The sequence below is a fragment of the Agromyces hippuratus genome, from assembly GCF_013410355.1.
Lineage (GTDB): Bacteria > Actinomycetota > Actinomycetes > Actinomycetales > Microbacteriaceae > Agromyces > Agromyces hippuratus.
Genome location: NZ_JACCFI010000001.1, coordinates 2,748,751 through 2,773,706, shown reverse-complemented (window position 1 = coordinate 2,773,706; position 24,956 = coordinate 2,748,751). Strand labels below are relative to the sequence as shown.

The 24,956-nt window shown below is 72.5% G+C and carries 19 protein-coding genes; 9 read left to right on the top strand and 10 right to left on the bottom strand.

Features of this window, described 5'->3' with window-relative positions; genetic code table 11:
• Window positions 1-16: 16 nt before the first annotated feature.
• From BJY17_RS12960 to BJY17_RS12950, 3 genes are all read right to left on the bottom strand, one after another.
• The gene (locus tag BJY17_RS12960; protein WP_322789831.1) at window positions 17-3,013 is read right to left on the bottom strand and encodes a helix-turn-helix transcriptional regulator; all 2,997 of its coding nucleotides are present in this window, start codon (window positions 3,011-3,013) and stop codon (window positions 17-19) included.
• Between the two features lie 128 nt (window positions 3,014-3,141).
• On the bottom strand, window positions 3,142-3,324 hold the full coding sequence (locus BJY17_RS12955) for a hypothetical protein (protein ID WP_179551712.1): 183 nt from the start codon (window positions 3,322-3,324) through the stop codon (window positions 3,142-3,144).
• Between the two features lie 287 nt (window positions 3,325-3,611).
• Window positions 3,612-4,322 (bottom strand): pyridoxamine 5'-phosphate oxidase family protein, encoded by a 711-nt coding sequence (locus tag BJY17_RS12950; protein WP_218889908.1) that lies wholly within the window; start codon window positions 4,320-4,322, stop codon window positions 3,612-3,614.
• A 77-nt stretch (window positions 4,323-4,399) separates the two neighbouring features.
• Here BJY17_RS12950 and pdxR point away from each other — a divergent pair, with 77 nt between their 5' ends.
• The 3 genes from pdxR to BJY17_RS12935 all read left to right on the top strand — a co-directional run bounded on the left by pdxR (window position 4,400) and on the right by BJY17_RS12935 (window position 6,987).
• Window positions 4,400-5,947, top strand: coding sequence for a MocR-like pyridoxine biosynthesis transcription factor PdxR (pdxR, locus tag BJY17_RS12945; RefSeq protein ID WP_179551711.1), 1,548 nt, complete (start codon window positions 4,400-4,402; stop codon window positions 5,945-5,947).
• A gap of 198 nt (window positions 5,948-6,145) precedes the next feature.
• Entirely contained in the window at window positions 6,146-6,586 is a 441-nt protein-coding gene (locus BJY17_RS12940; RefSeq protein ID WP_179551710.1) for a LysM peptidoglycan-binding domain-containing protein, read from the top strand.
• A complete protein-coding gene (locus BJY17_RS12935; protein WP_179551709.1) occupies window positions 6,583-6,987 on the top strand; it encodes a hypothetical protein in 405 nt (134 codons plus the stop codon). The genes BJY17_RS12940 and BJY17_RS12935 overlap by 4 nt, the downstream gene beginning before the upstream one ends.
• A gap of 40 nt (window positions 6,988-7,027) precedes the next feature.
• Here BJY17_RS12935 and efeB read toward each other — a convergent pair whose 3' ends face one another.
• The 3 genes from efeB to efeU all read right to left on the bottom strand — a co-directional run bounded on the left by efeB (window position 7,028) and on the right by efeU (window position 10,554).
• Complete coding sequence (efeB, locus tag BJY17_RS12930) at window positions 7,028-8,398, bottom strand: iron uptake transporter deferrochelatase/peroxidase subunit (protein WP_179551708.1); 1,371 nt, start codon at window positions 8,396-8,398, stop codon at window positions 7,028-7,030.
• Window positions 8,398-9,603 (bottom strand): iron uptake system protein EfeO, encoded by a 1,206-nt coding sequence (gene efeO / locus BJY17_RS12925; RefSeq protein ID WP_179551707.1) that lies wholly within the window; start codon window positions 9,601-9,603, stop codon window positions 8,398-8,400. Before efeO ends, efeB begins: the two co-directional genes overlap by 1 nt.
• Window positions 9,604-9,681: 78 nt before the next feature.
• Window positions 9,682-10,554 (bottom strand): iron uptake transporter permease EfeU, encoded by an 873-nt coding sequence (efeU, locus tag BJY17_RS12920; protein ID WP_179551706.1) that lies wholly within the window; start codon window positions 10,552-10,554, stop codon window positions 9,682-9,684.
• A 153-nt stretch (window positions 10,555-10,707) separates the two neighbouring features.
• Between efeU and BJY17_RS12915 the strand changes: the two genes are divergently transcribed.
• A complete protein-coding gene (locus tag BJY17_RS12915; RefSeq protein ID WP_179551705.1) occupies window positions 10,708-12,843 on the top strand; it encodes a S9 family peptidase in 2,136 nt (711 codons plus the stop codon).
• Between the two features lie 88 nt (window positions 12,844-12,931).
• Here BJY17_RS12915 and BJY17_RS12910 read toward each other — a convergent pair whose 3' ends face one another.
• On the bottom strand, window positions 12,932-13,543 hold the full coding sequence (locus BJY17_RS12910) for a dihydrofolate reductase family protein (RefSeq protein WP_179551704.1): 612 nt from the start codon (window positions 13,541-13,543) through the stop codon (window positions 12,932-12,934).
• A gap of 113 nt (window positions 13,544-13,656) precedes the next feature.
• On the opposite strand from BJY17_RS12910, the gene BJY17_RS12905 reads away from it, so the two are divergent.
• The 5 genes from BJY17_RS12905 (at window position 13,657) to iolD (ending at window position 19,955) form a co-directional block, all read left to right on the top strand.
• Window positions 13,657-14,976, top strand: a complete 1,320-nt coding sequence (locus BJY17_RS12905) for an FAD-binding oxidoreductase (RefSeq protein ID WP_179551703.1) — start codon at window positions 13,657-13,659, stop codon at window positions 14,974-14,976.
• Between the two features lie 156 nt (window positions 14,977-15,132).
• Window positions 15,133-16,161 (top strand): 5-dehydro-2-deoxygluconokinase, encoded by a 1,029-nt coding sequence (iolC, locus tag BJY17_RS12900; RefSeq protein WP_179551702.1) that lies wholly within the window; start codon window positions 15,133-15,135, stop codon window positions 16,159-16,161.
• Window positions 16,151-17,059 (top strand): class I fructose-bisphosphate aldolase, encoded by a 909-nt coding sequence (locus BJY17_RS12895; RefSeq protein ID WP_179551701.1) that lies wholly within the window; start codon window positions 16,151-16,153, stop codon window positions 17,057-17,059. Before iolC ends, BJY17_RS12895 begins: the two co-directional genes overlap by 11 nt.
• 23 nt (window positions 17,060-17,082) lie before the next feature.
• A complete protein-coding gene (iolB, locus tag BJY17_RS12890) occupies window positions 17,083-18,045 on the top strand; it encodes a 5-deoxy-glucuronate isomerase (RefSeq protein ID WP_179551700.1) in 963 nt (320 codons plus the stop codon).
• A gap of 26 nt (window positions 18,046-18,071) precedes the next feature.
• Window positions 18,072-19,955 carry a 3D-(3,5/4)-trihydroxycyclohexane-1,2-dione acylhydrolase (decyclizing) gene (iolD, locus tag BJY17_RS12885; protein ID WP_179551699.1) on the top strand — a complete coding sequence of 628 codons (1,884 nt, stop codon included), beginning with the start codon at window positions 18,072-18,074 and terminating at the stop codon, window positions 19,953-19,955.
• A gap of 69 nt (window positions 19,956-20,024) precedes the next feature.
• Here the strand turns inward: iolD and BJY17_RS12880 are convergent, their stop codons facing one another.
• Genes BJY17_RS12880 through BJY17_RS12870 form a run of 3 tightly spaced genes read right to left on the bottom strand, consistent with a single transcriptional unit; the run spans window position 20,025 to window position 24,955 of the window.
• The gene (locus BJY17_RS12880; RefSeq protein WP_179551698.1) at window positions 20,025-20,786 is read right to left on the bottom strand and encodes a GntR family transcriptional regulator; all 762 of its coding nucleotides are present in this window, start codon (window positions 20,784-20,786) and stop codon (window positions 20,025-20,027) included.
• A 55-nt stretch (window positions 20,787-20,841) separates the two neighbouring features.
• Window positions 20,842-23,646 (bottom strand): glycoside hydrolase family 38 N-terminal domain-containing protein, encoded by a 2,805-nt coding sequence (locus BJY17_RS12875; protein WP_179551697.1) that lies wholly within the window; start codon window positions 23,644-23,646, stop codon window positions 20,842-20,844.
• Window positions 23,647-23,698: 52 nt separating this feature from the next.
• Window positions 23,699-24,955: a CehA/McbA family metallohydrolase gene (locus BJY17_RS12870; protein ID WP_179551696.1), complete on the bottom strand. Its 1,257-nt coding sequence runs from the start codon at window positions 24,953-24,955 to the stop codon at window positions 23,699-23,701.
• Between the last annotated feature and the right edge of the window lies 1 nt (window position 24,956).

The window sequence follows — 24,956 nt, the reverse complement described above, 5'->3', positions numbered from 1 at the left end:
CGACGACGACGACGCGTCAGTGGAGCACGCCGGCGCGGTACGCCGCCTCGGTGCGGGTCGACGCCCCGAGCTTGCGGAGGATCGCCGACACGTGCACGCTCGCGGTCTTGCCGCTGATGAAGAGCCGCTCGCCGATCTGGCGGTTGCTGAGCCCCTCGGCGATGAGTTCGAGCACCTGACGCTCGCGGGCGGTGAGCTCGGCGATGACGTCGTCGTCGGGTGCCAGGGTGCCCGCGATGCCCGGCCCGGCACCCGCCCCGGCCTTGGCCCGACCCGAGCCCATGCCGCCGTCGAGCGAGAGCCCTGCGGCCGCGGCGACCTGTTCGACGCGATCGCGCACCGCGCCGACCCCGCCGCTGAGGGCGAGGTCGAAGGCGCTCTGCAGGGTGACCTTCGCCGCAGCACGGTCGCCCGCCGCGAGTTCAGCCTCGCCCTGGCGGGTGAGGGCGTAGGGCGCGAGGTAGCCGGGGGCGGCCGGGGCGGCCGCGGCCTTCGCGGCGGCCCGCCAGGCCACGGTGTCGGAGCCGGGCACTCCTTCGGGGGCCTCGGCGAGTTCGGCCTCGAAGAACGCGGCCCAGATCGACTGCGTGGGCCAGCTGCGCATGCCGGCGAGCACCTCGCGGAGCGCCGGTTCGGCCGCACCGATCTCGGCGGCGAGGGCATCGGGGATGCCGCCCGCCCGCTCGACGGCACCGGCACGGGCGGCTCCGACGACGCGAGCCGCGACCCAGACGAGCGGAAGGCCGTAGCCGGGCAGCGGCGCCTCGGGCTCATCGAGCACCCGCTTGGCGTCGCGCCAGGCACCGGCGATGTCACCGGCGGCGAGGGCGACCTCGGCGGCGACGCGGCTGACGCTGAGCCTGGTCTGCTCCTCGACCTCCATGATCTCGGTCATCGTCGGGCGGACCCTGCGCAACTGCTCGGCGGCCCGCACCGGCTCGCCGAGCCAGAGGATCGACCAGATGCGCGCCCGCTGCAGGTACACCCCGAACGGCCCGGGCGGGTCGAGGGCGAGCGCGCGTTCGATCAGCGCCGCCGCACGATCCCACTCGCCGAGCGCGAAGAGCGGGTCGACGGCGTTCGAGGCCAGGATCAGACCGGAGCTGCGCTCGACGCCCTGCGCCCGCGCCTGCTCGAGCCCCTCTTCGGCGAGGCGCACGGCCTCGGCGTAGTTGCCGACGAGGAAGTGCAGGTCGGAGGCGTTCACCCAGTAGCGCAGCATCGCAGCACCGTCGCCGTGCGAGAGCTCCTTCGCGCGCTCGAGGCCGGCGAACCCCGCCTCGACCTCGCCGCGGCTCGCCCGGCTGACGGCGGCGACGTTGGCGGCGAGCGACGCGTAGCGCGGCGATTCGACCTCGAGCGCGACCTCGAGCGCGCGCTCGGCGGTGTCGACGGCCTCGTCGAGACGCCCCTCGATCATGAACCGACCGGCGAGCACGATGAGCACCGTCATGCGGAGTTCGCTCGGACGCTCGCCGAGCACCTCGAGCGCCTCTTCGAGCACCGGGATCGACCCGGGCCGCCCCACGCTGGCGAGGTCCATGGCCTTGTCGCGCAGGAATCGGGGGTACTGCGGCTCGTCGCGCGGACACTCGGCGAGTGCGGCCTTCACGAGTGCGAGGCTCCGCTCACCCTCGCCCGCATTGCGGAGGTGCGATGCGGTGCGCCCCATGAGCTCGAGCTTCGTCATGCCCGACGCCTGCTCGGGCTCGGGCACCACGTCCCACAGGCCGATCGCCCGTTCGCCGAGCTGCGCGGCGGTGCTGTAGGCGGCGGCGGCACGCGCCTCGCGCATCGCATGGATCGTCGCCGGGAAGGCACGTGCGGCATCGTGCGCGCCGAGCCAGTGGAACGAGATCTCGGCCGCGAGGCGCCGGGTGCCGGCGGCAGCCGCCGTCTCGTATGCCTCGGCGTAGCGCGAGTGGAATCTCGCCCGCTCGCCGGGCAACAGGTCGGCGAGGATCGCCTCGCGCACGAGGGCGTGCCGGAACGCGTAGTCGTCGCCATCGATGGTCAGCACCCCGGCGAGCACGCTCTCGCGGGCGGCGAGGTCGAGTTCGTCGGCCGTGCCGTCGAAGACCGTCTCGAGCAGGGTGTGCGAGATGCGCACGCCGCCGACGCTGATGACTCGCAGCAGCGCCTGCGCCGGATCGCTGAGCCGCTCGTATCGCGCGAGCAGCAGCTCGCGCAGGGTGTCGGGCAGCTCGCCCTCGTCTCGGCAGCCGTCGAGGCCGACGAGCTCTTCGACGAAGAACGGCACGCCGTCGCTGCGCCGGAAGACGGTGTCGATGACCGAGTCGGTGGGCGACTCGCCGACGAGCGACTTCGTGAGCTTGCGCACCTGGGCGCGGGAGAGCCGAGAGAGGTCGCGTCGCTCGACCCAGCGATCGCGCTCCGCTTCGGAGAGGAAGGCGCGCAGCGGATGCCCCCTCGTGACGTCTTCGCTGCGATAGGTCAGCACCGTGAGCACCCGGCTCGAGCCGAGCGCGCGCATGAGGAACCGCAGCAGCGCGAGCGTCGCCGTGTCGACCCAGTGCAGGTCTTCGATGAGGAGCACCACCGGTCGCTCGCGCGAGACCGTCTCGAGCAGCACCGCGATGCCCTCGTGCAGCTGGCCGGTCGCCGCGCCGACGCCGGCCGGAGCTGCGACGGCAGCGGCCTCGGGGTCGGATGCCGCGAGCTCGGGCAGCAGCGCCGCGAGCGCGGGCCGACCGGGGCCGGCCGCCTCGAGCACCCGTTCGGGCCCGAGGTCGGCGATGAGCGTGCGCAGCGCCGCCTTCACGGGCGCGTAGGGCGCCGCGACGCTGCCGAGATCGACGCACTGGCCCGCGAGGAGGCGCACGTCTGTTGGCAGCCCGAGCTCGAACTCGCGTATGAGCCGGGTCTTGCCGATGCCGGCCTCGCCGCCGATGACGACGGTGAACGGCGCGCCGGCGCGCACCTCGTCGAGGCGCTCGTTGAGCCTCGCGAGGTCGGCGTCACGGCCGACCATGGCCGCCGCTGACGTGGTCACGATCTCATCGTGCCACGTCCCTCCGACAGCGGCAGCAGCCGCGGCATCCGTGATCGCGCTCGGCGGAATCTCCGAAGCGGTCGCCCGCCCGTTCGTCGACGCCGTCGCCTGCGCGATCGCCGTCGTGCTCACCTCAGGGCGAGGCGCGGCGCACGGTGCAGGTGACCGCGACGACGAGCCGGTTCCGGCGACGCCCCCGCGCCGCCGGAACCCGCCTCGTCGACCGCCCGCTGCATGCCGAGCTCGCGCTCGGCGCGGTGCACGTCGGTCTGGTGCGCGTGCAGTGCCATGAAATCCGCAGAGAACTGCATGATCCCCTCCTGGGTCGTTCCGATCGTTCGACCGGATGCCTCCAGCGTGCGCTCTGAGGCACCTGAGGCTCATCGGGCGATCGCCCTATTTCCCTGCGGCGGCACCTCAGATCCGTCTGAGGCGGCCACTCAGTCGATCTCGGCGCTCAGCCGAGGACCGTCGGCGTGCGGCGGTAGCCGTCGCGACCGAACTGCACGAGTGCAGCGGAGATCGCCACGACGGCGACCATCGCGAGCACGACGAGGAACAGCATCGAGAACATGGCGCACCTCCCTCCTGCACATCTTCATGAATCCGACGAAACCTCAGCAAGCCTGTCGTCGCGAGCACCCGCCGTCGTCAGGGCGACCACCGAATCGGGTGTCGGGGTACCTGCCGGGGTCAGCACCGAGGGCTCGGGCGCGCCCCAGGCGCGAACGAGCGGCACGACGCCCGCCCAGACGGCATGGTCCTCGCCGTCGTCGGCCGCCTCCGACGCGCCGGCTGCCCTCGTCTTCATGACGACGTCGTCGAGGCGGAGTCGCAGCACCCGGGTCGCGGCGACCTCCTTGCGGGCCATCGCCCGCACCTCGTCGGCACGGCCCGGCATGAGCCGCGCCGAGAGCGCGAGGAGCGCGGCATCCGCCGCCTCGCCCTCGACCGGTTCGAGCACGCCGTACGCGACGGCACTGCGGTAGTTCATCGAGCTGTCGAAGAGGGAGCGGGCGAAGACGAGTCCGTCGAGCGCCGTCACCGCGAACGCGACGGTCTGGCGTTCGGATGCCGCGCGCAACGCGAATCCGCCGCCGGTCGAGCCGTGCACGAGCACGTACTCCCCGTCGCGGGCGTAGCCCATCGGCACGACGATCGGCACGCCGTCGGCCGCGACGGCGAGGTGGCCGACGAGCTCGGTGTCGAGCAGCTCGAAGAGTGCGTCGCGGTCGGTCGTCTGGCGCTCCGACATGCGGCGGACGCGTCGAGGCGCGGGGGTTCGGGAGGCGGTGTCGTTCGTGGTCACCCTTCGAGTCTCGGCGTTACACTGGTCGCATTCGCAGTCCAGTTCTCGCAATTGAGACCAGACCAGTGAGGAGCGCCATGGACGGCCCGATCGTCGACGTCGACCGCGGCTCCGCCACGCCGATCGGCGCGCAGCTCGTCGACGGGCTGCGGCAGGGGGTGCTCGGCGGCAGCCTCCGCCCCGGCGACCCGGTGCCGTCGACCAGGGCGCTCGCGAGCACCCTCGGCATCTCGCGGAGCGTGGTCGTCACGGCGTACGACCAGCTCGTCGGCGAGGGCTACCTCGAGACGAGGCAGGGGGCGGCGACCCGCGTCGCCGAGCTCGGCCCCCGACCCGATCGATCCGCGGATGCCGCGGCGTCCATGCCGTCGGCCGGGCCGGCGGGGTCGTCGTCAGCGAGGTCGTCGCCAGCGGGGTCGACCGAGACGCCGCCCCTCGGGCACGCCGCGATCGCGGCTCCCGCGGAACCGCGCATCAACCTGCTGCCCGGCCGGCCCTCGACCTCGCGCCTCGACACCCGTGCCTGGCGAGCAGCCTGGCGACGGGCCGCGACGGCCGAGATCCCGGCGGACTCGCCACCGCCGTTCGGCGTGCCGCGACTGCGCGTCGAGATCGCCGACCATCTGCGGCACGCGCGCGGGCTCGCCTGCTCACCCGACGACGTCGTCGTCACCGCGGGCACGAGCGAGGCGCTCGGGCTCGTGGCATCCGTGCTGGCGGACCTCGCCGGGCGCCCTCCCGTGATCGCGATCGAGCACCCCGGTTACCCGTCGGCGCGCCGCCTGTTCGCGCGGCGGGGCGCCCGCACCGCACCCCTCGCCCTCGACCGCGACGGCTTCGACGTCGGCGCCCTGCGGCGTCTGCCGAGCCCGCCCGACGCCGTTCTCGTGACCCCGAGCCACCAGTACCCGATCGGCGGACGCCTGCCGGTCTCGACCCGCCTCGACCTCATCGGCTGGGCTCGCACGACGGGCGGCCTCGTGATCGAGGACGACTACGACAGCGAGTTCCGCCACCTCGGGCCGCCGCTGCCGGCACTCGCCTCGCTCGACGACGGCGGCCGAGTCGTGCTCGTCGGCAGCTTCTCGAAGGTGCTGACGCCGTGGATCCGGCTCGGCTACCTCGTGCTGCCGCCGGCGAACCGCGAGCTGCGCGAGGCGATCGCCGCCTCCCGCGACGACGAGGCCTGCCCCGTGCCCGGCGTCGCGCAGCATGCGATCGCCGAGCTGCTCGCGAGCGGCGCCGTGCGCCGGCACATCGCAGTCGTGCGACGCGAGTACGCCCACCGCCGCGGGCTCGTGCTCGCCGCGCTCGACGGGCTGCCCGCAGCGACCCTCTCCGCGCTCGACGGCGGGCTGCACGCGGTCGTCGAGCTGCCGGATGCCGCGGCATCCGCTGCCCTCGTGACCCGGCTCGCGAGCGAGGGAGTGGCCGTCGCGCCGCTCTCGGACTACTCGGCGGTGCCGGGCGACGGCCGACCGGGCATCGTCTTCGGCTACGCGGCGCCGAGCGACACCCGGCTCGTCGAGGGGCTGGCGCGCATCCGCAGCGCCATCCTCGACCTCACCGCCGCACCCGCGCCCGCGCCCGCCACCCCCAACTCGTCATTCACCCCATCGAGATGACAGGAATCGTCGGGTCGCTCGCCCGGCACCCGACCGGTTCTGTCATCTCGACCACCACGAGTGGCCGCGGAGCGCGCGATCCTGTTGCGATCGGGCGGCAACGGATATGGTGAACCGACCGGCGCGCCGAGGGTGGCGCGCCACCCTACGGTTGGAGGCCCGGTGCGGCGAGCATTCGGTGGAAGCGCGGCGCCGGTCGTGTTGGGCGTGCTCGCGACATCGGGCGTGCTGTTGCTGAGCGGGTGCGTCGCCGCCCCGGCTCCTCCGCCGGTCACGATCGTCGCGACCGTCACCGCGACACCGACCCCCACGCCGACCCCGACTCCGACGCCGGCGCCAGTCGAACCCGCCCCGGCGCCCGCTCCCGAGCCGGTGCCGAACGAGCCGGCACCCGTCTACGAACCCGGTCCGGCGGTCGACCTCGGCGCGCGCGACGGCGCCAACGGCACCCCGTCGCTCGACGGCACGGGCATGCCGATCAGTTACGTCGTGGTCTCGGGCGACAGCTTCTTCGACATCGCGCAGCGCTTCGACCTGCCGCAGCAGCAACTGCTGCGCATGAACCCGCAGGTGCACGACTTCGGCGAGAACGTCTACATCGGCGACGTCATCAACCTCGACTGGACGAAGACCGGATGATCCTGGCGGCCGAGGACGTGGTCGTCACGATCGCACCGTGGAGCCCCTGGCCGATCGCGATCCCGCTCGTCGCGCTCCTCGCGGGCGTCGTGCTCTCGTTCATCGGCACCCGTCGCCGCTCGAAGCCGATGCGCGAGCTCGGGTTCGTGATCTTCCTCGTCTCGGCGCTCACCGCGGGCGCCATGGCGTGGGTGCTCTCGGGCATCTGGGACACGCAGGCCCGTGAGCGGGCGCTCGAGGAGCTCGGTTACCTCTCGCCCACCTTCGAAGCGGGGATGAGCGTGACGGGGGGCGGTCTGCCACCGATCGCCTTCACGGCCGAGCGCGATGACGGAGTCCGGGTCAGCGGGGTGCTCATCGACCAGGGCGGCGGGCGCTGGCTCGTGAAGGTCGGCGACTGAGGTCGCCTCGACTCGATCCGGCTCGTCTCGCGCCGGCGCGTCAGTCGAAGAGCGCCTGCCCCACGAACTCCCCTTCGGCGACCCCGCCGGGCACCGCGAAGATCGCCGACCCCACGTGCTTCAGGTACTCGTTCAGCCCGTCGCTCGCGAGGCTCGTCTGCACGTCGATGAACTGCTGCGGCGAACGCTGGAACGACAGGAAGAAGAGCCCGGCATCGAGCCGGCCGAGCGAGTCGTTGCCGTCGACGAAGTTGTATCCCCGCCGGAGCATACGAGCGCCGCCGTTCGTCGTCGGGTGCGCGAGGCGCACATGCGCATTGGTGTCGATGAGCGGCGCATCGGTCGCGCCGGTCTTCTCGAAGTCGGGCTCGGTGAACTCGGTGCCGCCCGAGAGCGGAGCGCCCTCACCCTTCGACCGCCCGACGAGCATCTCCTGCTCGCCGAGCTGCACGCGGTCCCAGTTCTCGATGATCATGCGGATGCGACGCGCGACGAGGTACGACCCCCCGGCGAGCCAGGCCGGCTCGTCGGATGCCTGCACCCAGACCTGGTCGTCGACGGTCGCCGTCTCCTCGGCCTTGACGTTCGCGGTGCCGTCCTTGAAGCCGAAGAGGTTGCGAGGGGTCGTCTGGGTCGTCGACGTCGACGAGGTGCGGCCGAATCCGAGCTGCGACCAGCGCAGGCTCGCCCGCCCGAAGGCGATGCGGCTGAGGTTGCGGATCGCGTGCACGGCGACCTGCGGGTCGTCGGCGCACGCCTGGATGCAGAGGTCGCCGCCCGAGATCTCGGGCACGAGCGCGTCGCCCTGGAACCGCGGCAGCGGCGCGAGCGTCGCCGGACGCCGGGCGGCGAGGCCGAAGCGGTCGACTCCCGACGCGTCGGCGAAGAGCCCCGGACCGAATCCGAAGGTGATCGTGAGTCCGCTCGCGGGCAGGCCGAGCGCCTCGCCGGTGTCGACCGGCGGCGCGTAGTCGGAGCCGCCCACTGCACCGCCCTCGACGACCTCGAGGCCCTGGCTGAGGCGAGCCGCGGCATCCGTCCACTCCGTGAGCAGTGCGATCAGCCCGTCGCGGTCGAGGGTGTCGTCGACGTCGAACGCGGCGAAGTGCAGCCGGTCCTGCGCGGGGGTGACGATGCCGGCCTGGTGCGCTCCGAAGAACGGGTAGACGGATGCCGCGGGGCTCGCCGCTCCCGCCCCGCCGGTCGTTGCCGCGACCGCGACGCCGGCCCCCGCCGCAGCGCCGACGACCGCGCCGGCCGCGCCGGCGCCGAGGAAGCCGAACAGTTGGCGACGGCTGACGCCGGACGCGGCAGCCGAGTCGGCGTCGACCCCGGTCGCGTCGGCGTCGGGGCGCACCTCGGCCGGTGGCACGCCCTGCGCGTCACCGGTCGCGGAACGGGAGTCGCTCATCAGACCCCGAGCACCGTGGCGGTCAGCTGCGAGAGCGGCTCGGCGAGCGCGTTGACCTGGTCGCTGAGCGCCTTCTTGTCGGCATCGGTCAGCGTCGCGTAGTCGACGAAGCCCGACTCGAGGGAGCCGTACTCGGCGAGGGCGGCCTCGAGGGCGGTGAACTGCTCGTCGATCTCGGCGGCGAGCGCCGTGCCCTCGTCGCCCTTCGACTCGGCGAGCGCCCGCACCGCGCCGAAGGCGACGCCGGCACCCTGCACGTTCGCGGCGAAGTCCGAGAGGTCGGTGCCCGACCACCAGTCCTCTTCACCCGTGATCTTGCCGGCCGCGACCTCGTCGAGCAGTGCGATCGCGCCGTTCGAGATGGCGTCGAGCGAGACGGTGAAGTCGTCGGCGGTCACGAGGTCGTGCAGCTCGGTGACATCCGCGACGAGGCCGTCGGCGTAGGCCTGGCGCTCGGCGGGCGTCGACGGCGCCCAGTCCTTCAGCGCGTCTTGACCATCGGAGTTGAGGTCGCCCGCGGCCGGCGGCCAGAGGTCCTTCTCGATGCGGTGGAAGCCGGTCCACTCGAGGCCGTCGGCGACGGCGTCGACCTCGCGGAAGTCGATCTTCGGATCGAGGTCGCCGAACGCCTCGGCGGTGGGCTCGATGCGCTCGTACGGCACGCGGGTCGCGGCGAAGAGCGAGCGGGCGGTCTCGTCGTCGCCGGCCGCGTAGGCAGCGGCGAACGCCCCGACGAGCGGCAGCAGCTCTGCAGCCTGCGAGCGCACGTACGCGAGGTACTCGGTGACGGCCTGGTCGGAGAGCGCCTGCTCGTCGGCTGACACGGCCGAGGCCTCGCCCGTGACGGTGAACTCGGCGAGGCCGATCGGGGCGCCGACCTGCTGGAACTTGCAGGCCGTGTAGTAGGTGCCCGGCTCGAGCTGCGCGGTGAAGTCGACCTCCTGCCCGGGGGTGACGTTCTCCTTCTCGCCCACGATGCGCAGCTGGTCGTCGGCGAGGATCTCGAACTCGTTCACGTCGGTGCCGTTGTTGGCGAGCGCGAACGTCACAGCGCCGGCGGGCGCGGTGGCGGCGGCCACGGAGCATCCGTCATCGGTGATGTCGACGGCGATCGCCGAGGCGAGATCGGCTTTCGCGACGCAGCCGGTGAGGGCGAGCGCAAGTGCGGTCACGGCAGCGGATGCCGCGAGGGCGCGTCGGGTCATGGATGCTCCTGGATTCGAGGTGGGGGTGAGGCGTGCGGCGGGTGAGGCGTGCGGCGGGTGAGGCGTGGTGATCGGAGGTCAGTTCGCCGCGGCGGGCGCGGTCGTCGGTGCAGCGGTGGCGGCGGCCGCGGGCGCGGGCGCCGGGCGGCGACGCCGGTGCAGCATGCCGAGGTAGAGCGTCGTCGTGACGGCGACGTAGAGGACCCACCCGATGACCTGCGCCCAGGTCGGCTCGGGGGTGAAGTTGAAGATGCCGGCGAGGAGCGTGCCGTACCAGCTGCCCGGCGGCACGAGCTCGACGAGGCTGAACGCGTGCGTGCCCCAGCCCGGGATGACCGAGGCCTCCTGCAGGTCGCCGATGCCGTACACGAGCACGCCGGCGGCGACGAGGATGAGGAAGAGTCCGGTCCAGGTGAAGAACTTCGAGAGGTTGATGCGCACGAGTCCGCGCGAGATGCCCCACGAGATGACGATCGCGGTGACGATGCCGAGCAGGGCGCCGACGGTGCCGAGCACCGGATCGTTGCCGCCCGACACGTTCGCCCAGACGAAGAGGGCCGTCTCGATGCCCTCTCGGCCGACCGCGAGTGCGCCGAGCAGCACGATGGCGAACCAGGAACGGTCGACGGCGGCGTCGACCTGGCCGCGCAGCTCCTTCGAGAGACCCGCGCCGTGCGTGCCCATCCAGAAGATCATCCAGGTCACGAGCGCGACGGCGACGAGCGAGAGCGCGCCGCCGAGCACTTCCTGCGCCTGGAAGGTCATCGCGTACGGACCCCAGGTGAGCAGCGCGCCGACGCCGAGCGACACCGCGACCGCGATGCCGATGCCGAACCAGAGCCGGCCGAACAGGTCGCGACGGCCGATCTTGCCGAGGTACGCGACGAGGATGCCGACGATGAGCCCTGCCTCGAGGCCTTCGCGGAGGCCGATCAGGTAGTTGGCGAGCACGCGCGTCTCCTGGATAGAACGGAGTGGATTGAGCCAAGGCTAACCTAACTCGGGCGGACTCGCGAACTCGGATCGTCACACTCGATTCCCATGCTGAACACGGTTTTCGCGGACGGACGACACCGGTCAGCCACGGGGGCGTAGCGTGGGAGCGTGCTGACTCCGCCGAAGACCGACAAGCGACCCATCGAACGCGTACACCACGGCGACGTCGTCGTCGACGACTACGAGTGGCTGCGCGACAAGGACGACCCCGAGGTGCTCGCGCACCTGCACGAGGAGAATGCCTACACGAAGGCGAGAACCGAGCACCTCGCGATCCTGCAGGAGCAGATCTTCGAGGAGATCACGACCCGCACCAAGGAGACCGACCTCAGCGTGCCCACCCGAGAGGGCGACTGGTGGTACTACACCCGCACCGTCGAGGGCCGCGAGTACGGCATCCACTGCCGGGTTCCGGCCACCGGCCCCGACGACTGGGAACCGCCGGTGACGGATGACTCGGGCTCCCCGCTGCCCGGCGAACAGGTGCTGCTCGACGACAACGTCGAGGCCGAGGGCCACGACTTCTACTCGCTCGGCAGCTTCGACGTCACCGCCGACGGCGCGACCCTGCTCTTTGCCACCGACCTCGAGGGCGACGAGCGCTACACGATCCGGCTGCGCTCGCTCGACGGCTCGGGCCGCGAGTACGACGACGTCATCGAGGGCACCTCGAGCGGCGCGACGTTCGACCCGAGCGGCCGCTACGTGTTCTATGCGACGGTCGACGAGTCGTGGCGGCCCGACACCATCTGGCGGCACGAGATCGGCACCGCGGCATCCGACGACGTCTCGGTCTTCACCGAGCCCGACGAGCGCTTCTGGCTCGGCGTCGGCGTGACGCGCAGCCGCAGGTTCCTCGTGATCGAGGCCGGCTCCAACGTCACGAGCGAGACCTGGCTGCTCGACGCCGCCGAGCCGACCGGCGAGTTCTCCGTCGTCTGGCCCCGAAAGGACGGTGTCGAGTACGACGTCGAGCACGTCGTCGCCGGGGGCAAGGACCGCCTGCTCATCGTGCACAACGACGATGCCGTGAACTTCGAGCTCGTGAGCGTCGCGGCATCCGACCCGCAGGGCGACCGTCGCGTGCTGCTGCCGCACGACCCGGCCGTGCGCCTCGAGGGCGTCGACGCGTTCCGCGACTTCGTCGCCGTCGAGTACCGCCGCGAGGGCCTGCCGCGCGTCGCCGTCGCGAAGGTGCCGGCAGCGGGCCTGCCCGCGGATGCCACGCCTGACGACACCCTGCACGAGCTCGCCTTCGACGAGACGCTCTTCTCGGTCGGCCTCTCGGGCAACCCCGACTGGGCGCAGCCGACGCTGCGCATCGGGTACACGAGCTTCGTGACGCCGTCGACCGTGTACGACGTCGTCGTCGCGACCGGCGAGCGGCGGCTCCGCAAGCGCCAGGCCGTGCTCGGCGACTACGACGCGACCCGCTACGCGCAGCGGCGCGAGTGGGCGACGGCCGACGACGGCACGCGCATCCCGGTCTCGCTCGTCTACCGGCACGACCTCGTCGACCTCGGCACGCCCGCCCCGACCCTGCTCTACGGCTACGGCTCCTACGAGCACTCGATCGACCCCGGCTTCGGCATCCCCCGCCTGTCGCTGCTCGACCGCGGCATGATCTTCGCCGTGGCGCACGTGCGCGGCGGCGGCGAGATGGGGCGACTCTGGTACGAGCACGGCAAGAAGCTCGAGAAGCGCAACACCTTCACCGACTTCGCGGCGGTCGCCCGGCACCTCATCGACGAGGACATCACGGCGCCCGACCGGCTCGTCGCGCAGGGCGGCAGCGCCGGCGGGCTCCTGATCGGCGCCGTCGCGAACCTCGCGCCGAAGTACTTCTCGGGCTTCCTCGCCGAGGTGCCGTTCGTCGACCCGCTGACCTCGATCCTCGATCCGTCGCTGCCGCTCACGGTCATCGAGTGGGACGAGTGGGGCAACCCGCTCGACGACGACGAGGTCTACTCCTACATGAAGTCGTACTCCCCCATCGAGAACGTGCACGTCAACCACTACCCGCCGATCCTCGCCGTGACGTCGCTGAACGACACCCGCGTGCTCTACGTCGAACCGGCGAAGTGGGTCGCGAAGCTGCGCGACGTCGGCGCCGACCCGCTGCTGAAGATCGAGATGGCGGCCGGGCACGGCGGCGTCTCGGGCCGGTACTCGGCCTGGCGCGAGCGCGCCTTCGCCTACGCGTGGGTCGTCGATGCGGCGGGAGCGCACCCGAGCGGCGAGTGACCGAAGGGTGAGCGGATGCCGCGGCATCCGCTCACTCGATCGTCGACGCCGGCTCGTCGTCGGCGGCGCGCTTCGTCATCCGGCCTGGTCAGCGCCGCCGCTCGTAGGTGATGTGCGTCGCGAGCGGGGTGTGCAGCACCTCGACGGGCGTGAGCGCCGGGTCGTCGATGCCCTCGAAGAGCCGCTCGCCGCCGCCGAGCATCATCGGCGAGATCGTCACGATGATGCGGTCGATGAGGCCTGCCGCGAGGTACTGGCGCACGGTGCTCGCGCCACCCGCGATCGAGATGCGCGCGTCGTCGCCGACCGCGGCCCGCGCCTGCGCGAGGGCGTCGTCGATGCCGGTCGTGACGAAGTGGAAGGTGGTGCCGCCCTCCATCGGGATGGGGTCGCGCGGGTGGTGCGTGAGCACGTAGACCGGGCCGTGGTACGGCGGGTTCTCGCCCCACCAGCCCTTCCACTCCTCGTCGGTCCACTCGCCGCGGATCGGCCCGAACATGTTGCGGCCCATGATGTAGGCATCCGGTGCGAGGATCTGCTCGACGATGCCGGCGTTCTCGTCGGGCTGCTCGAACATCCACCGGTGCAGATCTTCACCGCCCTCGCCGAGCGGCTCGTCGACCGTTTGGTTCGGCCCGGCGACGTAGCCGTCGAGCGAGATCGAGAGGTTGGCCGTGACGAGGCCGTCGTTGAACGTCATGCGCGACACCGTACGCCGCCCTGCCGACACCCGCATCGGTGCATGCGAACGCACCGATTCAGCGCTGAGCGAGCACCGTTCCGGATGTCGCAGGCCGCTGCCAAACTGACGAAATGTCTCTTCTCTCCGAACTGAGTGAGCGAATCCCAGGCCGGGCCCATGGTCCCGGCGCATCCGAATACGACGCCGGTCGCACCGTCTTCGCCGGCGTCGGCGAACCCGACGCGGTCGTGCGGCCGCACACCGTCGACGAGGTCGCTGCCGCAGTCGGCCTCGCCGCGGCTGCGGGCCTGCCGATCGCCGTGCGCAGCGGCGGCCACGGCCTCCTCCCCGTCGACGGCGGACTCGTCGTCGACCTCGCCGAGTTCACCGCGATCGAGGTCGACGCCGCCGGCGGCGTCTCCGTCGGCGGCGGCGCCCGCTGGGGCGACGTCGCGGCGGCCCTGGCGCCGCATGGCCTGGGCATCAGCTCGGGCGACACCCGCGACGTCGGCGTGGGCGGCCTCGCCCTCGGCGGCGGCATCGGCTGGCTCGTGCGCATGCAGGGGCTCGCCATCGACGCCCTGCGCGAGGTCGAACTCGTCACCGCGGCGGGCGAGGTGCTGACCGTGAACGAGACGTCGCACCCCGAGGTCTTCTGGGCCCTGCGCGGGGGCGGCGGCAACTTCGGCGTGGTCACCCGCTTCGTCTTCCAGGCGGTGCCGGCCGACGGCCTCGTCGCCGCGCACGTGACGTTCGACCGGTCCGACGTGCCCGCCCTGCTGCGTGCCTGGCGCGACGTGATGCGCACCGGCCCCGACGAGCTGAACTCGTCGCTCATGCTCGTGCCGCCGTTCGGGCCCGAGATGCCCGGCGGCCCGCAGCTCGGCGTCGCCCTGCAGGGCAGCGAGGCGCAGCTCCGCGAACTGCTCGCGCCACTGCTCGAGCTGCCGTCGGTCACCGAGGCGAAGATCGGGCCGAGCACCTACGGCGAGCTGCTCGAAGACGCGCCGCCCGGTCGGCCCCCGTTCCGGTTCGTCGGCGGCAACGGCTTCGTGCCCGAGCTCTCCGACACGGCCCTCGATGCCGTCGCCGCCGCGTACGACCGCGAGGTGCCGACGATGGTGCTGCTGCGCGCCCTCGGCGGGGCGTTCTCGCGCGTCGCGCCCGACGCGACGGCGATCGCCTTCCGTGACGCGGAGGCGCTGCTGATCGTCAACGGCGTGGTGGCGCCCGACGCCGCGCCCGAGCTGGTCGAGGCGGTCGAGGCCGTCAACGCCGTGGCCCTCGCCTTCACGAGCGGGGTCTACGGCAACTTCGCGCCGGAGTACGACGACGCGGTCACGGCCGCGATGTACCCGCCGGCCACGCTCGAGCGGCTGCGCCGCGTGAAGGCGCAGCTCGACCCGGGCAACGTGTTCCGTCGCAACCACAACATCGCGCCGGCGGGCTGAGCACCGGCGAGCCGAACCAGACGAGCGGATGCCGCGGGCGCAGGCCCCGCGGCATCCGCTCGTTCGCGTCTCACGTGTCGCACTACTTTGTCAGGACATTCTGTGTAAACTGAGGGCAATCGCCCGCCGCACCGGCAGAAAGTTGTACGACGCAGTATGACCATCACGACAGCATCGCCATTCGACGTCATCACCATCGGACGAGTGGGCATCGACCTCTACCCGACGCGCGACGGCGTGCACCTCGAAGACGTCGAGACGTTCACCAAGTCCGTCGGCGGCAGCGCGACGAACGTCGCGATCGCCGCCGCCCGCCACGGCCGCCGCAGCGCGGTCATCACCCGCACGGGCGACGACGCGTTCGGCCGGTACATCCGCCGGGAACTCGAGGGCTTCGGCGTCGATCCGCGATTCGTGGGCACCGAGCCCGATCTCCTGACTCCGCTCACCTTCTGCGAGATCTTCCCTCCCGACGACTTTCCGATCACCTTCTACCGCAAGCCGAAGGCACCCGACCTCGAGATCACGGTCGACAGCCTGCCGCTCGACGCCATCCGCACCGCCGCCATCTACTGGTCGACGGTCACGGGCCTGAGCGAGGAGCCGAGCCGCGGTGCGCATCGCGCCGCCTGGGCCGCTCGGGGCCGCCGCCCCGGCACGGTGCTCGACCTCGACTACCGGCCCATGTTCTGGGGCTCCGTCGACGAGGCCCGGCGCGAGGTCTCGGCCGCCCTCGACTCGGTCACGGTCGCCATCGGCAACCTCGAGGAGTGCGAGGTCGCCGTCGGTGAACGCGATCCGTATCGTGCCGCCGACGCGCTGCTCGACCGCGGGATCGAGCTCGCCGTCGTCAAGCGCGGCCCGATCGGCGTGCTCGCGAAGACCCGCGACGAGACGGTCGAGCTCTCCGCCCTTCCCGTGCAGGTCGTCAACGGCCTCGGCGCGGGCGACGGGTTCGGCGGCGCGTTCTGCCACGGGCTCCTCTCCGGCTGGCCGCTCGAGCGCATCATCGCGTTCGCGAACATCGCGGGGGCGATCGTGGCGACGCGCCGGGAGTGCTCGACCGCCATGCCGACGAGCGCCGAGGTGGCACGACTTGCCCGCGAGCGCGGACTCGGCGAGTTCGACGGGATCGACCCGGTCGACCGCCCGCTGCACGACGAAGGAGACGCCGATGCATCCTGAGGCACCTCGGCGATTCCTCGACGACGAGCGGTTCGCCCGGCTTCGCGACCGACGCGCCGTCGACCCGGCGGCCATCGCCGAGTTGCACGCAACGCGAACGCGCCGCCCCGTGCTCGGCGACAACGGCCGCCTCTTCATCGTCGCCGCCGACCACCCGGCCCGTGGGGCGCTCGGCGTCGGCGACGAGCCGATGGCGATGGCCGACCGGTACGAGCTGCTCGACCGTCTCGCGCTCGCGCTCAGCCGACCCGGCGTGGACGGCGTGCTCGCGACCCCCGACATCATCGACGACCTGGCCCTGCTCGGCGCGCTCGACGGCAAGGTCGTGGTCGGCTCGATGAATCGCGGTGGGCTGCGCGGCTCGAGCTTCGAGATGGACGACCGGTTCACCGGCTACGACATCGACGGCATCGTGCGCGACCGACTCGACTTCGCCAAGGCCCTGCTGCGCATCAACCTGCAGGACGCGGGCTCGATCGCGACGATCGAGGCCTGCGCCGCAGCCGTCACCGCGGCCGCCGCGGCCGGCGTGCCGATCATGCTCGAGCCGTTCATGAGCACGCACGGCCCTGCCGGTGTCGTCAACGACCTCACCGCCGATGCCGTGATCACCTCCGTCGCCATCGCGTCGGGGCTCGGCACGAGCTCGGCCTACACGTGGCTGAAGCTGCCCGTGGTCGACGAGATGGAACGGGTGATGGCGGCGACGACCCTGCCGACGCTCCTTCTCGGCGGCGAGCGCGGCGGCGATCCCGAGGCCACCTACGCGAGCTGGCAGCGGGCACTCGCCCTGCCCGGCGTGCGCGGACTCGTGGTCGGGCGCACGCTCGTCTATCCTCCCGACGGCGACGTTGCACGGGCCGTCGACACCGCAGCGGCCCTCGTGCACGCGGGCTGAACGACGAGACCGAAGGAGCATCCGTGACGGAGCGGACGACGGCGACCACGCACGAGACGTGGTTCCATCCTCGAGCGAGCCTCGCCCGAGACGGCTGGGACGTCGTGGTCGACGCATCCCTCGACGGCTGGCAGCACACCGGGCTCCGGGTCGCTGCCCTCGACGTCGGCGGCGCGGGCCTCGAGCTCCCGGCCGGTGCGGTCGAGCGACTCGTCGTGCCCCTCGAGGGCGGATGCCTCGTGCGCGCGATCGCCGAAGACGGCACGGTGCACGAGGTCGAGCTCGAGGGACGCGCCTCGGTGTTCGACGGCCCGACCGACTGCCTCTACCTGCCCGTGGGCGCGAGCGCGACGCTCACCGGCACCGCATCAGGCGCCGGCCCGGGCCGTGTCGCAGTGGCCGAGGCTCCGGCGACCACGCGGCATCCGCTGCGGCGCATCGGTCGCGACGAGGTGCCCGTCGAGCTCCGCGGCCGGGGTCGCGCGAGCCGGCAGGTGCACGACCTCGGCACGCCCGCGGTGCTCGACGCCGAGCGGCTCATCGTGTGCGAGGTCATCACGCCCGCGGGCAACTGGTCGAGCTACCCGCCGCACAAGCACGACGAGGAGCTGCCGGGCCACGAGTCGCAGCTCGAGGAGATCTACTATTTCGAACTCGCACCCGCACCGGGCTCCCTCGAGGCCGCCGGCGCGGCGACCGCGCCGTACGGCCTCTTCAGCGCCGCGTCGTCGGCGGTGACCGCGATCGAACTCGACGAGCGGGTGCGCGACGGCGACGTCGCCCTCGTGCCCGGGGGGTTCCACGGCCCGGCCGTCGCGCCGCCGACCCACGACCTCTACTACCTCAACGTCATGGCGGGGCCCGGCGACCGGGTCTGGCGCATCACCGACGAGCCCGAACACGGGTGGGTGCGCGAGTCGTGGCAGCACGAGCCGGCAGACGACCGCCTGCCCTACAACCGCACGACGAAGGGAGCTCGCCCGTGAGCCGGAACACCCCGATGACGAGGCGCATGACCGTCGGACAGGCGCTGGTCGAGTTCCTCGCACACCAGTGGACCGTCGACGGCGACATCCGCGAGCGCACGATTCCCGGCATGCTCGGCATCTTCGGCCACGGCAATGTCGCCGGCCTCGGGCAGGCGCTCATGGAGTCGAACGCCGACGACCCCGACCTCATGCCGTACTACCAGGCGCGCAACGAGCAGGCCATGGTGCATCAGTCGGTGGGCTTCGCCCGCATGCGCCGCCGCCGCGCGACCTTCGCGAGCACGGCCTCGGTCGGCCCAGGCGCCGCGAACATGCTGACGGGCGCCGCACTCGCGACGAGCAACCGACTGCCCGCGCTGCTGCTGCCGAGCGACACGTTCGCGACCCGGGTCGCCGACCCCGTGCTGCAGCAGCTCGAACTGCCGCACGATCCGAGCCTCCAGGTCACCGACGCGTTCCGCCCGCTGTCGCGCTTCTTCGACCGCGTCGAGCGGCCCGAGCAGCTCTTCTCCATCGCCCTCGGCGCCATGCGCGTGCTGACCGACCCCGTCGAGACGGGCGCGGTCACGATCGCCCTGCCCGAGGACGTGCAGGCCGAGGCGCTCGACGTGCCGCTCGCCTTCCTCGCCGACCGGGAGTGGCACGTGCGGCGCCCGCTGCCCGAGCCCGGCCCGCTCGCACGTGCGGTCGCCGCCATCCGCGGCGCGCGCTCGCCCATGATCGTCGCGGGCGGCGGGGTGATCTACTCGGGTGCCGAGGAGGTGCTGCGCCGACTCGTCGAGGCCACCGGCATCCCGGTCGGCACGACGCAGGCCGGCGGCGGGGCCATCGCGTGGGACCATCCCGCCTCGCTCGGCGCCGTGGGCGCCACCGGCACGACCGCAGCCAACCGGTTCGCGGCGGAGGCCGACGTCGTCATCGGCATCGGCACCCGGTACAGCGACTTCACGACGGCGAGCCGCAGCGCGTTCCAGCACCCGGATGTCACGTTCGTCAACCTCAACGTCGCACCGTTCGACGCCTACAAGCACGGCACGCAGCTGCCCCTGATCGCCGACGCCCGCACCGCGCTCGAGGCACTCGAGGTCGAGCTCGCGGGCTACGGGGTGCCGGCGTCGATGTCGGAGCAGATCGCCGCCGAGCAGCGGACGTGGAACGCCGTCGTCGACGCGTCGTTCGTGCCGTCGGGTCGCGACCGGCCCGCGCAGGCGGAGATCATCGGCGCCGTGCACGCGGCGAGCGAGCCGCGCGATGTCATCGTGCAGGCCGCGGGGTCGCTGCCCGGCGACCTGCACCGGCTCTGGCGGGTGCGCGATCCCCTCGGCTACCACGTCGAATACGCGTTCTCGTGCATGGGCTACGAGATCGCGGGCGGTCTCGGCGTGCGCCGCGCCGCGCCCGATCGCGACGTGATCGTCATGGTCGGCGACGGCTCCTACCTGATGCTGCACACCGAACTCGTGACCGCGGTCGCCGAGGGCCACAAGCTCATCGTCGTGCTCGTGCAGAACCAGGGCTACGCGTCGATCGGCAACCTCTCGGAGTCCGTCGGCAGCCAGCGCTTCGGCACCAGATACCGCCGATACGACCCGGCGAACCGCAACTTCCAGGGCACCGACCCGCTGCCGGTCGACCTCGCCGCCAACGCGCGCAGCTACGGCGTCGACGTGATCGAGATCGCCCCGGGCCCCGACGCCATCGCCGACCTCGGCCGTGCCATGGCGACCGCGAAGGCGTCGCCCACCTCGACGCTCATCCACGTCGAGAGCGACCCGCTGCTCGCCGGCCCCGACGGCGGCGGCTGGTGGGACGTGCCCGTGGCCGAGACCTCGGCGACACCGAGCGTGCAGCAGGCGCGCGCGGAGTACGAGTCGGCGCTCGAGCGTCAGCGGCCGCTGCTCGGGTGAGCGCGGGCGACGTTGCGCTGCGTCCGGCGGTCGCAGCGTGACGCGATCGGCGAGCAGCCTCGCCGCCGCTCAGCGATCGACGAGCGTGACCTCGAACGAGTAGCGGTCGGGCCGGTAGCAGTGCTGCCCGAACTCGACGGCGACCCCCGAGTTGTCGAACGCGGTGCGCACCATCGTGAGCACGGGGGCCCCGCGCGACAGGTCGAGCAGATCCGCCTCGCGAGCCGATGCCGCCCGCGCCCCGATGCGCTGCTTCGCGACCCGCATGGTCACGCCCCGCGCCCGGAGCAGTTGGTAGAGCCCATGCTTCTCGAGCGCCTCGCGGTCGAGATCGGTGAACTGCTCGGGCAGCACGTTGTCGAGGATGGCGAGCGGCACGCCGTCGGCGCTGCGCAGGCGCTGCACATGCAGCACCCGGCTGCCGGGGTCGACCCCGAGCGCCTCGACCGCCGCCTCGTCGGCGGGCACGACCTCGACCGAGAGCACCTGCGTCTCAGGCTTCTGACCCGAGCGCTCGAGGTCTTCGTAGAGGCTCGTGAGCTCGACGTTGCGCGTCACCTTGCCGTGCACGACCTGCGTACCGATGCCGCGGCGCCGCACGAGCAGCCCCTTGTCGACGAGGTCCTGGATGGCGCGCCGGATCGTGGGCCGCGAGAGCCCGAGCCTGGCCGCGAGGGCGACCTCGTTCTCGAGGCGCGCGCCGGCGGGCAGCGTCTGATCGAGGATCGCCTGCTCGAGTCGACTCGCGATCTGGTAGTACAGGGGCACGGGGCCCGAGCGGTCGAGGTCGAGGAACAGCTCGACGGGGAGGCGATGCTCCGACTGCGCCATGGAATCTCCAGTTGTCCGGTTGTTCTGACAGTAGAGGGTCGAACGCCCCTCGGCGTCACCCGTGATCGGGGGGCGTGTCGGCGACGCGCTGCCGGAAGGTCTCGATGCGGCTCGCTCCGATGACGGTCGTGGCGAGATCGACGTCGCGCTCGACGACGTCGCCGGCCAGGTCGGTGCGATCCCAGCGACCGGATGCCGCGGCGCCGAGCACCTGCGCATCGGCCCGGTAGTTCACGAACCGGGCTTCGACGACTGCCCGCCCTGCGGCATCCGTCGTCGTGCGCAGCGACTCGAGCACGACATCGCCCGCGACCTCGACGACCGGCGCCGTGGGCAGCTCGGCCGCCTCGGCGGCCCCGCCGGCTCCGGCGACGCCGCCGACGACGGTCGGGCCGCCGCGCGTTCCGCGGGCCACCTCGGGCTCGACCCGCACGAGTTCGGCCCAGCGGGCCGCGCCCGACACGGCCCATCCCGACGCCGACGGCAGGACCGCGAACTCGGTCGTGACCGCGGTGCCGAGGTACTGCGCGCCCGGCACGGCGAACTCGGCGCCGGCCGGTTCGTCGCGCAGCGGGTGCACGTTGACGCTCATCATGCCGACGGCGCGCACGAGCGTGAGCGCGATCGCATCGACGCCCGACCGCGGGTCGTCGACGATCTCGTACTCGGAGTGCTTCGTGACGATGAGGCTCGCCCGCCCCGCGTGCACGAACCGCGCGACGGGGTAGGTGGGCAGCGGGAACTCGCCGACCGGGCCGCCCTCGCCGATGCGACCGCGCTCGGTGACGGCGTACTGGCCGGCGGCCGACGAGCCCGGCAGCTCGGAGACGCCCGTGGGCACGAGCACCCGCAGCCGGTGATCGGCGGCAGGGTTCACGAAGTCCATGCGCACCCGCAGCATCGGTTCGCCCTCGCGGAGCTCCAGCACGGTGTCGACGGTCAGGTCGACGGATGCCGCGGCGCGCCGGTCGCGATCGACCGGGTCGAGTGCGGCCGGCACCGCATAGCGGCGGCGCACGAGGATGCGGCCGCGGATCGGGCCGGACTCGAGCACGGTCACCTCGACCGAGGTCGGGTCGGTCACCGCCGACGACGGGTCGACCGGCCCGTAGTTGTAGGAGTCGCCCCGGTCGCCCTCGTCGACGAGCCGCAGCGCATCGGCGAGCACCGTGCCGTCGGCGGCCTCGATGCGCACGGCGCCGCGCTCGTCGACCGTCGCCGTCAGCGCTCGGTTCGAGAGCGAGCGGCCCGACACCGTCACCGGGTCGTCCGTCGCCCGTGCCGTCGCTGGGTCGAGGCTCGCGATGCCGATGCCGCCGACGTCGATGCCGACCACGGCCGTGCGACGCGGGTCGGCGATGATCTCGACGCGCCAGAGGCGCTCGCCCGAGGCATCCGAGGCGATGCGCTGCTCGAGCTCCTCGGTGAACGCGGCCAGGTCGAAGTCGCCGACCGGCGCCTCGGCGACCTCGAACCGCAGTCCGTCATCGGTGAAGCGCCACGCGTTGATGAGCTGGCCGAAGAGCTCGCGTCCGTGGATGCGGTTCAGCAGCTTGGGCAGTTCGGCCGTGGCGAGCTGCTCGTCGCCGAGCACTTCGGGCAGCGCCTCCAGCAGCTGCACCCCGTCGCCGAGCTCGAGCCGCTCGGGGTCGTGCAGGCGGATCTCGACGTGCGCCCGCCGCGCGAAGCCCGTCGGGTTGGCGACGACGTGACGGTCTGGGGCGACGGATGCCGCGAGCCGCTCCATCGTGCGCAGGATCACGCCGCGCGCGACGTGGCCGGCCGTCGCCAGACGCCCCTCGACCTCGATGGCGGTCGCGTCGACGCCGCACCCGGTGACCGAGTCGTGGGCGGTGCTCTCGACGAGGCGGTACCAGGCGGTGTCGAAGAACGCCCGGTGGTCGTCGACGCCGAACGCGGCGTCGAGCCGCTCGGCGGTGGAGAGCCGGCGCTCGGCGTCGGTCATCGCCTGCTTGAGGTTCGTGCGGATCGAGAAGACGCCCGGCAGGAGGTTGCCGCGCGTGTGCGACCGGAGCTCCCCGGCGACGACGGGCAGGTCGGCGAGTGCCTCGTCGTCGCCCGCCGCCCACTCGGGCGCGGCCGTTCGCACGTACCCCTCGATGGTGTCGACGGTCAGCCCGATGCCGCCGCCGGCGTTCGCCGCCTCCACGAGCGGCATGAGATCGGCGGGCGGCGCACTGTGGTCGGTGCCGAGCATGCCGAGGATCGGGTCGGATCCGTACCAACTCGCGACCGAACGTGCGTAGTCGTCGACGAGCGGACCCAGCTGGCCGGGGAGGGCGAAGAGGTCGAGGGCGTTGCCGTACCCGTCGAGCAGGTACTCGGTGCGCACCGTCGACCCGTCGGGCGCGGTCCATGCGAAGGCATGGCGGTCGATGCGCCCGGGAACACCGCGCCAGAGCGCGGCGTCGCGCAGGCCGAACCCGCGCAGCAGCTGCGGCATCTGCGCGGCGTGGCCGAACATGTCGGGCAGGTAGCCGACGCGCATCTCGGGTCCGAGCCGCCGACTCGACCGCAGGCCGAGCTCGAGGTTGCGCACGATCGTCTCACCGTCGCAGAGGAACTCGTCGAGCAGGATGAGGAACGGCCCGATCGCGAGCTGCCCGCGCTCGATCGCCGCGACCACCCGCTCGCGCTGCTCGGGCCGGATCTCGAGGTAGTCGTCGATCGCCGCGGCCTGCCCGTCGAGGGTGAACCGGTAGCCGGGGTTCTGCTCGAGGGTGCCGAGCAGCCGGTCGACCATGTGCACGAGGCGCAGCCGGAACACGTCGTGCGGCTCGTACCATTCGCGATCCCAGTGCGTGTGCGGCACGATCACGAGTTCGTCGGGGGCGTCCATGGTCACTCCAAAGGGTCGTTCGTTCGTGCGGTCGTTCACGTCGTGGGGGCGGCTACGCGCAGAGCGCCATGATGCGGCGGTCGGCGAGCACGAGGTGGAAGGGCCCGTCGGCGGGGTCGGCCGCGAACGCCTCGCGGGCCGAACGCACCGAGCGGCGCCGCCCGAAGCCGTCGACGAGCACGAGGCCCTCGGCGTCGACCGCCACGACCTCGCCGCCGAGTCGCACGAGCGCCGGCGCCCGCATGAGCTCGGGCATGAGCACCGTGCCGTCGAAGCTGCCGCTGCCCGTGATCGCCGTGCGCCCGGCGCGGACGCCCTCGAGGATCGCCTCGGCAGAGGCATCCGTCGCCGCGACCCAGGTGGTCGGCGTGCCCGGGCGCTGCGGTTCCTCGAGCATGTGGGTGTCGCTGCCGCCGAGCAGGGTCGCACCCTCGGGCCAGGTGCGGAACCACGCGAAGGGCGCGGTCGAGATGAGCTCGAGGTACCAGGTCGAATGCCAGAGCTCGACGGCGGCGGGCCGCCGCTCGAGTCGGTGCAGCCACGAGCAGTCGCCCGAGATCGGATGGTTGATACTCAGGATGCCGCCGCGCCGGTCGACCTCGTCGACCCATCGCTGCGCGGGCTCGCGGAAGTCGATCCAGCCGATGTCGCCGAACGCGTTCGCGTGGCCGCGGTGAGTCGTCACCTCCTGGCCGGGCAACAGGGTGATGCCGTGCTTCGCGCCCTCGGCGGGCAGGTGCGTGTGGTGGCTCACCGTGTTGTGGTCGGTGACCGCCATGAAGTCGAGGCCGCTCGCCACGCCCAGCGCGGCGAGTCCGCCGATCGGCAGGCGCCCGTCGGAGTGGATCGTGTGGCCGTGGAAGTCGCCGGCGAACCAGGTGAGGCCGGGTTCCGCCGGGAGTCCGCGATCGCTGCCGCGCATGGCGCGCGTCGCAGGCGCGGCATCCGGAATCGGCGGCACCGCACGCGATGCCGGGATGCTGATCTCGACCTCGACCTGCACCCCCTCGGAGGGGACGCGGTGCAGGCCGAGCACGACCTTCCACTCCCCCGCCTCGGGCGCGCCCGGCAGGTACCCGGGCGTCGCGTCGGCCGGGTGGATGAGGAACTCGGTGCGGGCGCCGCCCGACCAGCCGCGCCATCCGCTCGCCCCCTCGCAGCCGAGGTCGATGCCCGCGTTCGAACCGTCGAAGCGGATGACGACCTCGAGCGAATCGGTGCCGGGTGGCACCTCGAACGGCACGTCGAGGAAGCGGTGCTCGTTCTGCGTGTCGACGGTGATGGGAATGGTGCGGCGGGTCGTCGTCATC

Coding starts and splice junctions, on each gene's coding strand:
- BJY17_RS12955 (WP_179551712.1), bottom strand. CDS start 3,324: ATGCAGTTCTCTGCGGATTTCATGGCACTGCACGCGCACCAGACCGAC.
- pdxR (WP_179551711.1), top strand. CDS start 4,400: ATGGACGGCCCGATCGTCGACGTCGACCGCGGCTCCGCCACGCCGATC.
- BJY17_RS12935 (WP_179551709.1), top strand. CDS start 6,583: ATGATCCTGGCGGCCGAGGACGTGGTCGTCACGATCGCACCGTGGAGC.
- efeB (WP_179551708.1), bottom strand. CDS start 8,398: ATGAGCGACTCCCGTTCCGCGACCGGTGACGCGCAGGGCGTGCCACCG.
- efeO (WP_179551707.1), bottom strand. CDS start 9,603: ATGACCCGACGCGCCCTCGCGGCATCCGCTGCCGTGACCGCACTTGCG.
- BJY17_RS12910 (WP_179551704.1), bottom strand. CDS start 13,543: ATGACGTTCAACGACGGCCTCGTCACGGCCAACCTCTCGATCTCGCTC.
- BJY17_RS12905 (WP_179551703.1), top strand. CDS start 13,657: ATGTCTCTTCTCTCCGAACTGAGTGAGCGAATCCCAGGCCGGGCCCAT.
- iolC (WP_179551702.1), top strand. CDS start 15,133: ATGACCATCACGACAGCATCGCCATTCGACGTCATCACCATCGGACGA.
- BJY17_RS12895 (WP_179551701.1), top strand. CDS start 16,151: ATGCATCCTGAGGCACCTCGGCGATTCCTCGACGACGAGCGGTTCGCC.
- iolD (WP_179551699.1), top strand. CDS start 18,072: ATGACCGTCGGACAGGCGCTGGTCGAGTTCCTCGCACACCAGTGGACC.
- BJY17_RS12880 (WP_179551698.1), bottom strand. CDS start 20,786: ATGGCGCAGTCGGAGCATCGCCTCCCCGTCGAGCTGTTCCTCGACCTC.
- BJY17_RS12875 (WP_179551697.1), bottom strand. CDS start 23,646: ATGGACGCCCCCGACGAACTCGTGATCGTGCCGCACACGCACTGGGAT.
- BJY17_RS12870 (WP_179551696.1), bottom strand. CDS start 24,955: ATGACGACGACCCGCCGCACCATTCCCATCACCGTCGACACGCAGAAC.